13 protein-coding genes are annotated in these 15,034 nt (G+C 54.8%); 5 read left to right on the forward strand and 8 right to left on the reverse strand.

The window, feature by feature from the left end:
• Positions 1-149: 149 nt before the first annotated feature.
• From fabG to yceD, 6 genes are all read right to left on the reverse strand, one after another.
• Positions 150-884: a 3-oxoacyl-ACP reductase FabG gene (gene fabG, locus NNL38_RS10545; protein WP_255388000.1), complete on the reverse strand. Its 735-nt coding sequence runs from the start codon at positions 882-884 to the stop codon at positions 150-152.
• 99 nt (positions 885-983) lie between these two features.
• The gene (fabD, locus tag NNL38_RS10550) at positions 984-1,907 is read right to left on the reverse strand and encodes an ACP S-malonyltransferase (protein ID WP_255388001.1); all 924 of its coding nucleotides are present in this window, start codon (positions 1,905-1,907) and stop codon (positions 984-986) included.
• Positions 1,908-2,050: 143 nt separating this feature from the next.
• On the reverse strand, positions 2,051-3,007 hold the full coding sequence (locus NNL38_RS10555; RefSeq protein WP_255388002.1) for a beta-ketoacyl-ACP synthase III: 957 nt from the start codon (positions 3,005-3,007) through the stop codon (positions 2,051-2,053).
• Positions 3,008-3,012: 5 nt separating this feature from the next.
• A complete protein-coding gene (gene plsX / locus NNL38_RS10560; RefSeq protein ID WP_255388003.1) occupies positions 3,013-4,038 on the reverse strand; it encodes a phosphate acyltransferase PlsX in 1,026 nt (341 codons plus the stop codon).
• 9 nt (positions 4,039-4,047) lie between these two features.
• Positions 4,048-4,218: a 50S ribosomal protein L32 gene (gene rpmF, locus NNL38_RS10565; RefSeq protein WP_006231206.1), complete on the reverse strand. Its 171-nt coding sequence runs from the start codon at positions 4,216-4,218 to the stop codon at positions 4,048-4,050.
• 19 nt (positions 4,219-4,237) lie between these two features.
• Complete coding sequence (yceD, locus tag NNL38_RS10570) at positions 4,238-4,753, reverse strand: 23S rRNA accumulation protein YceD (RefSeq protein WP_255388004.1); 516 nt, start codon at positions 4,751-4,753, stop codon at positions 4,238-4,240.
• 353 nt (positions 4,754-5,106) lie between these two features.
• Between yceD and NNL38_RS10575 the strand changes: the two genes are divergently transcribed.
• Positions 5,107-5,688: a Maf family protein gene (locus tag NNL38_RS10575; protein ID WP_255388005.1), complete on the forward strand. Its 582-nt coding sequence runs from the start codon at positions 5,107-5,109 to the stop codon at positions 5,686-5,688.
• A gap of 86 nt (positions 5,689-5,774) precedes the next feature.
• Here NNL38_RS10575 and rluC read toward each other — a convergent pair whose 3' ends face one another.
• The gene (rluC, locus tag NNL38_RS10580; protein ID WP_255388006.1) at positions 5,775-6,737 is read right to left on the reverse strand and encodes a 23S rRNA pseudouridine(955/2504/2580) synthase RluC; all 963 of its coding nucleotides are present in this window, start codon (positions 6,735-6,737) and stop codon (positions 5,775-5,777) included.
• Between the two features lie 437 nt (positions 6,738-7,174).
• Here rluC and rne point away from each other — a divergent pair, with 437 nt between their 5' ends.
• Positions 7,175-10,438: a ribonuclease E gene (gene rne, locus NNL38_RS10585; RefSeq protein ID WP_255388007.1), complete on the forward strand. Its 3,264-nt coding sequence runs from the start codon at positions 7,175-7,177 to the stop codon at positions 10,436-10,438.
• Between the two features lie 237 nt (positions 10,439-10,675).
• Positions 10,676-12,235, forward strand: a complete 1,560-nt coding sequence (locus NNL38_RS10590) for a SulP family inorganic anion transporter (protein ID WP_255388008.1) — start codon at positions 10,676-10,678, stop codon at positions 12,233-12,235.
• A gap of 59 nt (positions 12,236-12,294) precedes the next feature.
• On the opposite strand, the gene NNL38_RS10595 is transcribed toward NNL38_RS10590, so the two are convergent.
• On the reverse strand, positions 12,295-12,750 hold the full coding sequence (locus tag NNL38_RS10595; protein WP_255390619.1) for a low molecular weight protein-tyrosine-phosphatase: 456 nt from the start codon (positions 12,748-12,750) through the stop codon (positions 12,295-12,297).
• A gap of 423 nt (positions 12,751-13,173) precedes the next feature.
• Between NNL38_RS10595 and cobT the strand changes: the two genes are divergently transcribed.
• Both cobT and NNL38_RS10605 read left to right on the forward strand, forming a co-directional pair.
• Positions 13,174-14,202 carry a nicotinate-nucleotide--dimethylbenzimidazole phosphoribosyltransferase gene (gene cobT, locus NNL38_RS10600; RefSeq protein ID WP_255388009.1) on the forward strand — a complete coding sequence of 343 codons (1,029 nt, stop codon included), beginning with the start codon at positions 13,174-13,176 and terminating at the stop codon, positions 14,200-14,202.
• A complete protein-coding gene (locus NNL38_RS10605; protein WP_255388010.1) occupies positions 14,199-15,032 on the forward strand; it encodes an adenosylcobinamide-GDP ribazoletransferase in 834 nt (277 codons plus the stop codon). Before cobT ends, NNL38_RS10605 begins: the two co-directional genes overlap by 4 nt.
• The last annotated feature ends 2 nt before the right edge of the window (positions 15,033-15,034 follow it).

Consider the following 15,034-nt stretch of genomic DNA (forward strand, 5'->3'; position numbering starts at 1 on the left):
TTCCTTAAAACAAGAATTCGCTAATGCGATTTGCTGTAGTTTATTCATTACGGCCAAAGTTGCAATACTCAACACGCTGGTCAAACCACGAATTTCTGTGAAAACAGGACGAGTTTGACCTGCATCATCAAGTTATGCAACTTTTTTGTTTAAATCATGTACATGCCGCCGTTAACGTGCAGTGTCTCACCGGTTACATAACCCGCATCGTCAGACGCCAGGAAGGCAACTGCTGCTGCAATTTCACGCGGATCACCCAGGCGACCGGCTGGAACATTGGCAAGTGTAGCAGCACGCTGGTCATCATTCAGCGCTTTGGTCATATCAGTTTCAATAAAACCAGGTGCAACCGCATTAACTGTGATCCCGCGCGCAGCAACTTCGCGTGCCATCGACTTGGTAAAGCCAACCAGGCCGGCTTTTGCGGCTGCATAGTTGGTCTGACCGGCGTTGCCCATAATTCCCACGACAGAGCCGATGCTGATGATACGGCCACTACGCTTTTTCATCATTGGACGCAGCACAGCTTTCGACAGGCGGAAGACAGAAGTCAGGTTGGTGTCCAGAATGTCCTGCCACTCGTCATCTTTCATCCGCATCAGCAGGTTATCGCGAGTGATCCCGGCATTGTTTACCAAAATATCGATATCGCCAAACTGCTCTTTGATCGCTTTCAGGAGCGTTTCGATCGATTCAGGAGACGTGACGTTCAGTGCCATCCCTTGACCGTTGTCGCCGAGGTAGGCGCTAATGGCTTCTGCGCCACTGTCAGAGGTTGCAGTGCCGATCACGGTTGCGCCGCGCTCAACCAGAGTTTCTGCGATCGCACGACCGATACCACGGCTTGCACCGGTAACCAGCGCAATTTTACCTTCAAGGCTCATTGTTATTCCTCTTTTATAGGGAGTCTGATGTCTGCCGCTTGCTCACTGTCACAACACAGTCGCTCAGCCTGAAACGCAGACCGAAGGCAGACATCCATCTTACTTGGCGGCGTCCAGGCTGGCTGGATCGTTCACTGCCGCACCGCCAAGTGCGCGATTAATTCGTTTTGTCAGACCAGTCAGTACTTTACCTGGCCCCATTTCCAGCAAGGTCTCGATGCCTTCGGCAGCCATGCGCTCAACAGACTCCGTCCAGCGGACCGGACCGTACAGTTGTTTCACCAGCGCTTGCTTGATCGCCGCCGGATCCGTTTCAACCGCCACATCAGCATTGTTGATCACCGGGATTGCCGGCGTATTGAATGCTACGGCTTCCAGCGCGACAGCCAGTTTTTCGGCTGCAGGTTTCATCAGTGCACAGTGGGAAGGCACTGAAACCGGCAGCGGCATCGCACGTTTTGCACCCGCTTCTTTACACAGGACGTTAGCACGCTCAACCGCTTCTTTATTTCCCGCAATCACCACCTGGCCCGGGGAATTAAAGTTCACCGGAGAACAAACCTGGCCTTGGGCCGCTTCTTCACAGGCTTTGGCAATGGCATCGTTGTCCAGACCAATAATGGCTGACATCGCGCCCACACCTGCAGGCACCGCTTCTTGCATCAACTGCCCACGCAGCTCAACCAGTTTCACCGCGTCTTTGAAATCCATCACACCGGCGCAGACCAGTGCCGAGTACTCACCCAGGCTATGGCCCGCCAGCACGGTTGGCTGCTCGCCACCCTGCTGTTGCCATACGCGCCAGATAGCCACGGAAGCTGTCAGCAATGCCGGCTGGGTGCGGTGCGTTTCGTTCAGTGCTTCCGCCGGTCCGTTCTGAACCAGCGCCCACAGATCATAACCCAACACTTCAGACGCTTCGGCAAACGTCTCTTGCACAACATCATACTGTGCAGCCAGCTCAGCCAGCATACCAACGGCTTGCGAGCCCTGGCCCGGGAAAACAATCGCGAACTTAGACATTCGAGAATCCTTATTCTTACGTACTGATTTTTCAGTATATTGACAAGAGATGTGTTACACGAAAACAGCAATCCAATCCGGATTGCCGATTACGACACATCCCTTCCTAAACTTTATCGAATCCAGTCAGGCACACTGCCGGATCAGAATTTCACCAGCGCCGAGCCCCAGGTAAAGCCGCCGCCAAACGCTTCCAGCAGCAGAGTCTGGCCACGTTGAATCCGGCCGTCGCGAACCGCTTCATCCAGCGCCGTCGGGACCGTTGCCGCCGAGGTATTGCCGTGGCGATCCAGCGTCACCACCACCTGATCCATCGACATCGACAGCTTCTTCGCTGTCGCCGAGATAATTCGCAGGTTGGCCTGGTGCGGTACCAGCCAATCCAGCTCGGATTTATCCATATTATTCGCAGCCAGCGTGTCTTTGACCAGGTTAGACAGCTGAGTCACCGCCACTTTGAACACTTCGTTACCGGCCATATACAGCCATTTGTCGTCGCTGAAGGTCTGGCCGTGCTCTGGCACCGCCAGGCTCAACAGGCCACCAAAATGACCATCGGCATGCAGGTGGGTCGAGATGATCCCCTGCTCTTCGCTGGCACCAACCACAACAGCACCGGCACCGTCACCAAACAGGATAATGGTTGAGCGATCATCGGGATCACACTTGTGAGACAGCGCATCTGAGCCGATCACCAGAACATTCTTGGCCATGCCGGTTTTAATATGCTGATCAGCAATACTCAGGGCGTAAATAAAGCCGGAACATGCTGCGGCGATATCAAACGCCGGGCAACCTTTGATGTCCAGCATGCCCTGCACCTGGCAGGCCGCAGACGGAAACGCATGGCTGGCACTGGTGGTTGCCACAATGATCAGGTCGATGTCTTCTTTATCAATGCCCGCCATATCGATGGCGTTTAAAGAAGCCTGATAACCCATGACCGCGACAGTTTCGTCAACAGCGGCGATACGGCGCTCGCGAATACCCGTCCGCGCGACAATCCATTCGTCGGATGTATCAACCATCTGTTCTAAGTCGGCATTAGAACGTACTTGAGCTGGCAGGTAGCTGCCGGTACCTAAAATTTTGCTATACATGAAGACTAATAATGCCTCTCGAGTAAGACTGCTTCCAAACGGTCACTGATTTTTGTCGGTATTTGCCGTTTGACCTCGTGTACCGCTTCGCCAATCGCATTTGAAAAAGCGGCAATATCAGCACTTCCATGGCTTTTGACCACAATACCGCGCAATCCTAACAGACTTGCGCCATTGTACTGGTCGGGGTTCAATCGTTTGAGGCTGATGAATAGGTCATTAAACAACCATTTAGCCACCAAACGCTTTATCGGGTTCCGGGTGATTGCATTTTTGATGCTATCAATAAACAGGTTGGCGACCCCTTCGCTGGTTTTCAGGCTGACGTTGCCGACAAAACCATCGCACACAATGACATCTGCACGACCAGAATAAAGCTCGTTACCTTCAAGATAGCCGATGTAATCAATCTCGGGGGACTCGCATAGCAGCTCCGCGCAGCGCTTGACCAGATCGTTGCCTTTGATCTCTTCCTCGCCGATATTGAGCAGAGCCACTCTAGGCTTATCCGCGAGGTCCTGCTCGGCCAAAACCGCTCCCATCACCGCGAACTGAAACAGGGTATCGGCGTCACAGGATACATTGGCGCCAAGATCCAGCAGCCAGGTTTTATGGTCGGTATTGGTCGGGATCGCAGCAACCAGGGCTGGTCGGTCAACACCCGGCAGCAGCTTGAGGGTAAAGCGCGATAACGCCATCAGGGCACCGGTGTTGCCCGCACTGACACAGGCATCGGCCTGCCCGGCGGCAACCGCTTCCAGGGCCATGCGCATCGACGATCCCTGGCTTCGGCGTAATGCCTGAGACGGCCGGGTATCATTGGCAATCACATGGTCACAATGAACAATGCGAAGACGGGGATGCTTGAGCTGATTGAGAAGGGATAGCTGCTCAGTGATCGCTTGCTGATCACCAAATAAAATCACGTTGAGCGATGGGTATTGCAACAGTGCCTGCACGGAGGCAGGCACTGTTACTTGAGGACCGAAATCCCCGCCCATTGCATCAAGTGCAACGGTTAGACCACTCAAGGCTCAACCTTATTTGTTGATAACCTTGCGGCCACGGTAGAAACCGTCAGCTGTCACGTGGTGACGCAGGTGAGTTTCACCACTTGCAGAATCTACAGATACAGCTGCAGTTGTCAGTGCATCGTGAGAACGACGCATACCACGTGCTGCACGTGATTTTTTGCTCTTTTGTACGGCCATTAACCCTACTCCTGTTAAATTACTTACTTAAATTTTTCAATACTGCAAACGGATTCGGACGCTCATCAGCAACGGGGATTTCACCAAAAGTCATGTTTCCGCTGGCCTTGCAGTCAGCTTCATCATGCATAGCGACTTGTGGTAATTCCAAAATCAACTCATCTTCAACAATTTGAATCAGGTTAATCTCACCATTTTCGTCGACGTCAGCCGGCTCATAAGCTTCCGGAAACTCATCAACTTCCTCAGGCTTGAGGAGCGGACTATAACAGAATTCAACACTGTATTCGTGATTGAACCCTTCCTGGCATCGCTGACAGGTCAGCATCACTTCGACATCTGCACGGCCGCGCATAAATGCCAAATGACGTTGGTCAAAGTCAAATGATAAGGTGACGTTTGCATCACGTATTACGCTCTGGGTAGACTCAGCCAGACGCTCAAGCGACTCGGCTTTGATGATGCCATCATAGTCGAGTTTTTTCTGAGCAGCGCGGACCGGGTCAACCGTTAGCGGCAATTTTACCTTTTGCATAGGGCGCGAATATTAGCCTTCTAATCAGTTTGAGTCAAAGGAAATGTGCGCGAATTAACAGCTTTTGGCCAATTCGCCAGCTCCCGGCCTGATAGCACTCCCTGCACCGGGTCACTTCCCCCCTGTCGGTTGCTATCTGCTTGAGTCGTAACAGGTTGGCTCACGACACCCAAACGAGCAAATAACAACCAAATTCAGATGAATTCCTCACCATTCCGGGTGCCGTCAGTCACCTTTTTAGTATGGTGCCAATTTACCGGTCTCACCGCTTTTGCGCGGCCATAGCCTGGCACCTGATTGCACGCTAGACTAGCGGGCATTGTTGTTCATTTTGACCAGACGAGTCTAACCCTATGACCCAACCTATACTGCTGGCCTCCACTTCACCATTTCGCAAATCCCTGCTGGAAAAGCTGCACTACCCGTTTGAGACCGCCAGCCCGGATATTGATGAAAGCGCCCTCCCCGGTGAAACTGCCGAGCAACTGGTGAAGCGCCTGGCGCAGGCCAAAGCCGAAGCCTGTGCCGGCCAGTATGGCGAGCACCTGATCATCGGCTCCGATCAGGTCTGCGTGATTGCAGGCCAGATCCTCGGCAAACCGCATACCTTGGAGAATGCCGTTCACCAACTTCAGGCCGCCAGTGGCCAGACCGTCACCTTCTATACCGGCCTGTGTCTACACAATGCCAAAACCGGCAACAGCCAAGTTGTATGCGAGCCGTTCCATGTTCACTTCCGTCAACTCACGGAAACGGAGATCCGCAACTACGTGGCGTTGGAACAACCGCTCAACTGTGCCGGCAGCTTTAAAAGTGAAGGACTCGGCATTGCGCTGTTTGATCGCCTCGAAGGGCGCGATCCCAACACCCTGGTCGGCCTGCCGCTGATTGCCCTGCGCGAGATGCTGTCACGCGAAGGCATTGCTATTCTCTAAAGCTGCCGTATCACGAAGGGACAGAACCATCGAAAAAGGCGAACCCACTCAGGTTCGCCTTTCATCCAATCGGCTGTCCGGTTCAGTTATGATGCTTGTCGGACCGACTTCTTGCGCAGTTGCTCAATCGCCCGAACCAGCATCGGCTCCATCGGCGCATTCACTTCCATCACTTCCTCTGTTTTCGGGTGACGGAACTTAATATTGGCCGCATGAAGGAACAATCGATTGAGACCCGTTTTTTTCGTATACGCGTCAAAACGCGGATCGCCATAGCGATCATCCCAGGCGATCGGATGGCCGGTATACTGGCAATGGACCCGGATCTGGTGTGTCCGTCCGGTTACCGGGCTGGCCTGGACCAGCGTTGCCTGCTCCAGACGCTCAATCACCTTGAAGCGGGTATCCGAAGCTTTCCCGTTCGGGTTGACCCGGACAATACTGTTCACTTCGTTCTTGAGCAGCGGCGCCGTCACCTTCTTACAGCTGGCCTTCCACTCCCCCATGACTAAAGCGAAATAGTACTTCTCCACCGTCTTGCTGCGGAACTGAGCCTGCAAATGGCGCAGTGCCGAGCGCTTTTTCGCCACCAGCAAAATGCCGGACGTATCGCGGTCAATGCGGTGCACCAGCTCCAGGAAACGCGCATCGGGGCGCAAAGCCCGCAGGGCTTCAATCGCACCGAACTTCAGCCCGCTGCCGCCATGCACTGCCGTGCCCGAAGGCTTGTTGAGGATCAGCATCTGATCATCTTCATAGATAATGCAGTCTTCCAGCTCAGCCACCTTGTTGAGATTGGTGCTGACCGGCGCCTGTGCATCACGCTCCGGCAACTTCACCGGCGGCACCCGAACGACATCACCATCGTTCAGTTTGTACTCAGGTTTTATTCGTTTTTTATTTACTCGTACTTCACCTTTGCGCAAAATGCGGTAAATCATACTTTTTGGTACATTTTTCAGCCGGGTCCGGAGAAAATTATCGATCCGTTGGCCTGCAAAGTCATCAGTGATCTCGATGAATTGCACTTTTGGTTTATCATCTTTCATAGGTTTCATTCTAACATGCATGCAAAGCAGATTGCCGCAAAAAAGTCACCCTGCTATGATTGCCTGCAGGAGTGGGATAAAGTGCCTACTTCTGTAACATGGTGAACAGAATATCACCTAACTGACTATCATTCATACAGCTCGGCGACAAAGCGCAGCAAATGGCGTAAGACGTGATGCTCTCCGGACTGTTTTTTAGCGTGCTCGATTATAGATTTTTTACCGGTGTAAAAGATACCGCCGCGTAAATCGGTGATGACAGCTGTATATTTTCTGATCTAATCATCTTGAATACCGCTGGACAATACGTGTAGCCAGATAGCACTCCTGAATTCCAGCCGTGAGGCTGCATTAACGAACAGACTTGGAGTCAGGCACCACCGGTACGAACTCGCTAATCGGGTCGCTAGCACAACGACAAAAACGAGTACAAAATAATGAAGAGAATGTTGATTAACGCAACTCAGAAGGAAGAGTTGCGCGTCGCATTAGTTGATGGGCAGAAGCTCTTCGATCTTGATATCGAAAGCCCTGGCCACGAATCTAAGAAAGCAAATATCTACAAAGGCCGTATTACCCGTATCGAACCAAGTCTGGAAGCCGCGTTCGTTGATTACGGTGCTGAGCGCCACGGATTCCTGCCGCTCAAAGAAGTTGCCCGCGATTATTTCCCTGCCAATTACAGTTACCAAGGCCGACCTAACATTAAGGAAGTGCTGAAGGAAGGCCAGGAAGTGATCGTTCAGGTTGACAAAGAAGAGCGTGGGAACAAAGGCGCAGCCCTGACCACCTTTATCTCGCTCGCTGGTAGCTACCTGGTCCTGATGCCGAATAACCCGCGTGCCGGTGGGATCTCCCGCCGTATCGAAGGGGAAGAGCGGACTCAGCTCAAGGCTGCACTAAGCACGCTGGAGCTGCCGCAAGGCATGGGTCTGATTGTGCGCACAGCCGGGGTTGGTAAATCTGGTGAGGATCTGGAATACGATCTGAACTACCTGCTCAACCACTGGGAGCGCGTCAAAGTTGCCGCAGAGTCAGCGCCGGCACCATTCCTGATCCACCAGGAAAGTAACGTCATTGCCCGTGCAATCCGTGACTACCTGCGTCGTGACATCGGCGAGATTGTGATCGACAGCAAGAAGATTTACGACCGCGCCCGCGATCACATCCAACAGGTTCGCCCGGACTTCCTGAGCCGTGTGAAGCTGTATGATCACAGCGACACCCCGCTGTTCAACCATTACCAAATCGAAAATCAGATCGAATCAGCCTTCCAGCGTGAAGTTCGCCTGCCATCAGGTGGCTCCATTGTAATCGATCCGACCGAAGCCCTGACATCGATTGATATCAACTCCGCCCGTGCTACGAAAGGCGGTGATATCGAGGAAACGGCCCTGCAAACCAACCTGGAAGCGGCCGACGAGATCGCCCGCCAGCTGCGTCTGCGTGACCTGGGTGGCTTGGTGGTGATCGATTTCATCGATATGACGCCGGTACGTCACCAGCGTGAAGTGGAAAACCGTCTGCGTGAAGCGGTCCGTATGGACCGTGCCCGAGTTCAGATTGGCCGCATTTCCCGCTTTGGTCTACTGGAAATGTCACGTCAGCGCCTCAGCCCGTCACTGGCTGAAGCCAGCCACCACGTATGTCCGCGTTGTAGCGGTACCGGGGTGATCCGTGACAGTGAATCGCTGTCGCTGTCAATTCTCCGCCTGATCGAAGAAGAAGCGCTGAAAGACAACACCTCGCAGGTACTGGCCATTGTGCCAGTGGCCATTGCCTCCTACCTGCTCAATGAAAAACGCCGCTCAGTCCAGCACATCGAGAAGTCTCACGGTGTCCGCGCGATTATCGTGCCAAATGCCGAGATGGATACCCCACACTTTGAAGTGGTCCGTGTCCGCTCCGGTGACGAGCAGGATACCCTGTCTTATCACCTACCTCGTGCCCTGGAAGCCCTGAAAGAGGCAGAGTCTGAGCCGCAGCAAGAGCGTATTGTCAAGAAACGCGAAGAGCCGGTTCTGCAAGGTTTCTCAGCCCCAGCGGAGCCACCGAAGAAAAAAGCGCCGGAAGTTGCGCCACAGCCAGCCGAAAAACCTGGCTTGTTCAGCCGTATCTTCAGCGCTCTGACCAGCCTGTTCGCGGGCACCCCGGAGACCCCGAAGGCTGAAGCGAAAGAGACCGGAGCCAAACATAACGGCAACGGTCGTCGTGGCGAGCGCCAGGACAGCCGCCGCCGCAACGAACGCCAGGACAGCCGTCGTGGCGAACGCCAGGATAAGCGCCAGGGCAAAGACAGCCGTCGTGGCAAAGATGAGGGCCGCCAGGATCGCAAGCGCCAGGAAACTGAGCGTGATACCCGTAGCGGTGAGCGTCAGCAACGCCGTCGCAGCGATAAGCCAAAGCAGGATCGTCAACAGGTCGAGAAAGCTGCAAAGCCACAGCGTCCACAGCGTGATGAAGAAGCCAAAGAGCAGAAGCATCAGTCTCGACGCGAAGAGATCCGCGCTCAGAAGAAACAGCGCCGCCAGGAAACTGAGCAAGCCAAAGTAGAAGCGCCGGCTGTAGAAGAACAATCAGCGCAGAAGCAAGAGCAGGAAAAAGCGACCAAGGTGAAACAACGTCGCCAGCGCCGCCAGCTACAGAAGAAAGTCCGCATTCTGGAGGAAGTGGAAGCCACTGAATCTGTGACTGAAACGCAGCAACCTTCTCCGCTGCAGGAGCTGGGGACCGCGGTTGCCAAAGAAGCCCAGGCGAAAGCTGTTGAGGGCGAAGCAACTGAGCAATCAGCCGAGAACGGCGAGCAGGAAAACGGCCAGCGCCGCAACCGTCGCTCACCACGTCATCTGCGCGCCAGCGGCCAGCGTCGCCGTCGTATCCGTGACACCCGTCCGGAAAAAGCGGACAGCGTTGATAACGCAGTCACCGAAGCAGTCGGCCATGCCGTAGAAGAAGTAACGGATACGCTGAGCGATCTGGAAAACGTTGTTTCCGTCGTCGAGAAACCAAAAGCGCCGCGTCTGGCTTCAGGCGTTGCCTCGCCGGAGCTGGCAATGGGTAAAGTCTGGGTTCCGGCTCAGAAGCCAGCGGTTGAAGCCGTTGCAGAAACTGAAACCGTAACTGAAGCAGCACCGGCGCCGCAGGCTGAGCCACCAGTTGAAGCAAGCGCAGCACCGACCCTGAGTGGCGTGGCGATGCCGGAACTGGCGATGGGCAAAGTGTTCCCGCAGCGTGCGACCGAAGCCAGCGCTGAAGTTGAAGCACCTGTTGTTGAAGCTCCAGCCCCAGCTGAAACCGTTGAAGCAGTGTCAGCACCGGAAGCAGAAGCGGTTGTCGCCACGGAAGCCGTTGCAGAGGCTCCTGCCGCGCCAGTGCAGGCAGAGGAAATCAAGGCTGAAGCGGTACAAGCCGAAGCTGAAACCAAGCCTGAAGCTACAGAGCCGCAGACCGAAAAAGCACCCGTTGCCGCAGCGATTGCACAATCCGCTGACAGCCAGGCCATCCGTGTGACCGCGACCTCGCCAAGAGGTAAGCATTCCGTATCACCGATGACCAAAGCACCGGCACCGGAAGCCAGCGTGGAAATGCCGCTTGTTGCCATCGCGCCGATGCGTGAAGAGCGCGCAGCGACACGTCAGGCCGGCAGCCAGACTGCAACCAATGTTGCGGCTGCGCCGATGACCAAGCCGTCAATGAACTAAGACACACCGACGCGCTAAAAAGCCATGCATCATGCATGGCTTTTTTTCGTCTGATGTTAAGTGAAATAAAACTGTCTGTTTTCCATGGTTAGCCTAATCGACATCAAAGTTTCTTACACATACGGCGAATATTGTGCTGTAATGGCGCCTGAAAGTTGAACTAAATCACATATTTCTGTAGCATTCGCATCTTTCAAGTGCTCTTTTTATAACCGAACCTCAACAAAACTGAATAAAATGTTTGAATTCCCACAATTTTCGCGTCAATCCGTCAAAAATGACGTCCTTTCAGGGCTAACCGTCGCCCTGGCCCTGGTGCCCGAAGCGGTGGCATTCGCCTTCGTCGCCGGTGTTGATCCCATGGTTGGCCTGTATGCCGCCTTCATCGTCGGCTTGGTCACAGCCGTGATCGGCGGCCGTCCGGGAATGATCTCCGGTGCAACAGGTGCCATGGCCGTTGTCATGGTCAGTCTGGTGGCAGAGCATGGCATCCAATATCTGTTTGCCGCTGTGATGCTGGCCGGGGTATTGCAAATCCTGGCCGGGGTCTTCAAGCTGGGTAAATTCATCCGTATGGTGCCGCACCCGGTCATGATCGGTTTTGTTAATGGTTTGGCGATTGTCATCTTCCTCGCGCAACTGGGCCAGTTCAAAATCCCGGATGCCAGTGGCGTCATGCAGTGGATGCAAGGCACACAGCTATACATCATGCTGGGCCTGGTTGCTCTGACCATGGCGATTATTCACTTCCTGCCAAAACTGACCAAAGCTGTCCCGTCCTCGCTGGTTGCCATTATCACCGTCACCGCGCTGGTCCACGGTCTGGATCTGGAATCGCGTACCGTGATTGATTTCGTTCGCGGTATGAGTGGCGATGCGTCTGCGACCCTGGCGGGCTCACTGCCAACCTTTGCCCTGCCGGAGGTTGGTTTCAACATGGAAACGCTCCAGATCATCCTGCCGTACTCTGTTGTCTTGGCAGCCGTCGGCCTGATCGAGTCCCTGCTGACCCTAACGGTAATTGATGAAATGACCGGTACCCGTGGCCAGGGCAACCGTGAGTGTGTCGGCCAGGGCATGGCGAACGTCACCTGCTCCGTCTTTGGCGCCATGGGTGGTTGTGCCATGATTGGCCAGTCGATGATCAACATTAACTCCGGCGGTCGTGGTCGACTGTCAGGGATCACCGGTGCCGTAGGTCTGCTGCTGTTCATTCTGTTCGGTTCATCCCTGATTGAAATGATCCCGCTGGCAGCTCTGGTCGGGGTGATGTTCATGGTGGTGATTGGCACCTTTGAGTGGGCGAGCTTCAAGATGGCCCGTAAAGTGCCGAAACATGACTTCTTTGCCATTATCCTGGTCACCAGTGTCACCGTTGCGGCGGATCTGGCCCTGGCCGTGATTGTCGGTGTGATCTACTCAGCCTTGGTCTTTGCCTGGGATCATGCCAAACATATCTTTGCCACCAGCCACATCAACGAGCATGGCTCAAAAGTATATGAAGTGAACGGCCCGCTATTCTTCGGCTCCGTCTCTCACTTCCTGGAGCTGTTTGATGCCAACAACGACCCGAGCGACATCATTATCGATTTTGCCAACTCGCGCGTGGCGGATCACTCGGCGATTGAAGCCATTGATACCATTGCCGAGCGTTATGCCAACCAGGGCAAAACCCTGCATATCCGCCACCTGAGCGCGGAATGCCGCTCATTGCTGAAAAAAGCCGGCAACCTGGTGGAAGTGAACGTGATGGAAGATCCAAGCTACAAAGTGGCGACGGATACCCTGGGCGGTTAATCCCAACCTCCGCCCCCATCTCCAACGCCCGCTCTTGCGGGCGTTGTGCTATCTGGCCATCAGCGGCTCAGGTGGGTTAAGAACTGCTCACTGGCCTCTTCAATCAGATCCAGAACGGTTTCAAACCCCTGAGCACCACCGTAGTAAGGATCCGGAATTTCCGTCACCGACGCGGACGAGTAGCTCATAAACAGCGCCAGCTTCTGCTGATAGTGCGCCGGACACTGAGCGATTAAATCCCGCAGGTTGGCCTGATCGGCAGCCAGAATATAATCAAAGCGCTCGAAATCCTCAGCGACCACCTGGCGTGCGCGGATCCCGGCAAAACTGTACCCCCTCGCCTCGCCAGCTGCCCGGGAGCGCTCATCCGGCGGGTTGCCCTGGTGATAACCAATGGTCCCCGCCGAGTCAATTTCAAGTGTGACGCCGGCCTGCGCCGCCTTGGTCCGTAGCACAGCTTCTGCGGTCGGTGAGCGGCAGATGTTGCCCATGCAGACGATGAGTACCTTCTTGATCTTGTTCGCCATATCCTTTCCTCTTCTTTTAATACCAATCGCAGTAAATAAGGGGTCATCCTAGCATTGTTAAAATGCTCGATAACTGCGTTAGAATTTTTGATTGTAGAATCACTACTTATCTAAAAATTCTGCCTTGCTCTCAAACATTTTTCCTGCGCTATTTTTGATCACTTACTTACTTTGATTGGTATAAAACGTATTCGGCACTGAACAATTTACGCCGGTCAGCCATCACTATACCCGCCCACTGGCGGTAAAAAAACAATGGCCCGCCAGCGCAGAGAAGCGCCGCTAAGGTGAATTTTATCGGGTTCTCATTGCCTTCCTGGGTGGGCTGACGCAAAATTCCAGCTCATCTTGCTCAACGCACGGCTACCACTAAGGCCCGTGCGATTGCCACAGACAGGGAGAAAGGCCACCATGTTCACCATCGCCGCGCCGGAAACTGAATCACTTTCGCAAATCCAGGATAAGATCAACAATAAAACTAAACCCTTAGGCGCCCTCGGCAAGCTTGAAGATCTCGCTGCGCAACTGGCCCTGATCCAACAGGCGGATCATCTGACCATCTCCCAGCCGCATTTACTGGTCTTTGCCGGCGATCATGGCATCGCCCAGCATGGGGTGAGTATCGCCCCCAGCGAAGTGACCACCCAAATGGTGATGAACTTTCTCGCCGGCGGTGCAGCCGTGAACTGTTTCTGCCGCACCAGCGACATGACGATTCAGGTCATTGATGCCGGAACCAAACTGGAGCCGGCCGATCACCCGCAGTTGCTAAAGCAACGCCTTGGCGCAGGCACTGCGGACTTTACCCGGCAACCGGCGATGTCCCGTGATACTGCCTTTCAGGGCCTGATGTATGGCGCGGAAGCGGTCGCCCGGGTCCACCAGCAAGGGAGCAACCTGGTTGGCTTTGGCGAGATGGGAATTGGCAACACCAGCAGCGCCGCCGCACTGATGGCAGCCCTGCTCGATTTACCGGCCACAGACTGTGTCGGCCGCGGCACCGGGATCTCGGACGAACAATTTGAGCACAAACTGGCTCTGATCACCCGGGCGCTGGCCGTACATCAGGCCAAGCTGGAGGATCCGCTCAGTATTCTGGCCTGTCTCGGCGGATTCGAGATTGCCCAGATCGCCGGGGGAATGCTCAAAGCGGCCGAGCTGCGGATGACCGTCCTGGTCGATGGCTTTATTGCCACTGCTGCCGCCCTGATCGCGACCACCATGTACTCGGCCGCCAGACATTACTTCCTGTTCTGCCACTGCTCAGAAGAGTCCGGACACCAGCGTATGCTTGAGCACCTGGAAGCCAAGCCGCTGCTCAATCTCGGACTGCGCCTGGGTGAAGGCACAGGCGCGGCGCTGGCCCTGCCTTTGATCCGCGCTGCCTGTGAGTTCTATAACAACATGGCGAGCTTCAGTGAAGCCGGAGTAACCGTGTGAGCAATACAACACAGCCGCAGCAGGCTGAATCACCAGCCCAGACCGCGGATCGCAAAGACAGCCACCCGCTTCGGCGGCAATGGCAGATCTTTCTGGTCGCGCTGGCGTTTTTTACCCGTATCCCGATCCCGGCGAGCACCCCCTACTCGCCTGAGCGGCTCAATCAGGCCAATCGCTATTTCGGTGTGGTCGGCATCATTGTCGGCGGGATTACGGCGGCTATCTATCTGGTCGCCCAATTGGCCTTTCCGCCACCAATCGCGGTAGGGCTGACAATGATTGCCAGCCTGTTGCTGACCGGCGCATTTCACGAAGACGGCCTTGCTGATGTATTTGATGGCTTTGGCGGTGGCTGGACACCGGCGCAAAAGCTGACGATTATGAAAGACTCGCGGTTGGGAACCTACGGCGCAGCGGCGCTCATCATGATGCTGGGACTGAAATGGCTCACGCTCAGCACCCTGGCCGAGAGCAGCAATTACCTCCCGGCCCTGGCTTTGCTGGTGATGCATACCCTCAGCCGCATTTGCGCTGCCAGCCTGATCTTCTCCTACCCGTATGTCCGGGCTGATGCGCAAAGTAAGGTCAAACCACTGGCTAATCAGCAAAGCCAACAGGATTTGTGGGTTTTAATCGTCACCGGATTGATTATATTACTCCTTTTACCCCTGACGTCCGCGCTGGCCCTGATGACCGCCATCGCGCTGATCCGCTGGGGATGCGGTCGGTGGTTTGTCCGCCAACTCGGTGGCTACACCGGGGATTGCCTCGGTGCCGCCCAACAGATATCAGAGCTGACCGGCTACCTGGTGCTGCTGGCACTCATTTAAGC

It is taken from the genome of Photobacterium atrarenae (assembly GCF_024380015.1).
Taxonomy (GTDB): Bacteria; Pseudomonadota; Gammaproteobacteria; order Enterobacterales; family Vibrionaceae; genus Photobacterium; species Photobacterium atrarenae.

Bases quoted from the DNA above. Each gene is read 5' to 3' on its own strand.
- fabG (WP_255388000.1), bottom strand. From the start codon at position 884: ATGAGCCTTGAAGGTAAAATTGCGCTGGTTACCGGTGCAAGCCGTGGT.
- fabD (WP_255388001.1), bottom strand. From the start codon at position 1,907: ATGTCTAAGTTCGCGATTGTTTTCCCGGGCCAGGGCTCGCAAGCCGTT.
- NNL38_RS10555 (WP_255388002.1), bottom strand. From the start codon at position 3,007: ATGTATAGCAAAATTTTAGGTACCGGCAGCTACCTGCCAGCTCAAGTA.
- rpmF (WP_006231206.1), bottom strand. From the start codon at position 4,218: ATGGCCGTACAAAAGAGCAAAAAATCACGTGCAGCACGTGGTATGCGT.
- yceD (WP_255388004.1), bottom strand. From the start codon at position 4,753: ATGCAAAAGGTAAAATTGCCGCTAACGGTTGACCCGGTCCGCGCTGCT.
- NNL38_RS10575 (WP_255388005.1), top strand. From the start codon at position 5,107: ATGACCCAACCTATACTGCTGGCCTCCACTTCACCATTTCGCAAATCC.
- rluC (WP_255388006.1), bottom strand. From the start codon at position 6,737: ATGAAAGATGATAAACCAAAAGTGCAATTCATCGAGATCACTGATGAC.
- rne (WP_255388007.1), top strand. From the start codon at position 7,175: ATGAAGAGAATGTTGATTAACGCAACTCAGAAGGAAGAGTTGCGCGTC.
- NNL38_RS10590 (WP_255388008.1), top strand. From the start codon at position 10,676: ATGTTTGAATTCCCACAATTTTCGCGTCAATCCGTCAAAAATGACGTC.
- cobT (WP_255388009.1), top strand. From the start codon at position 13,174: ATGTTCACCATCGCCGCGCCGGAAACTGAATCACTTTCGCAAATCCAG.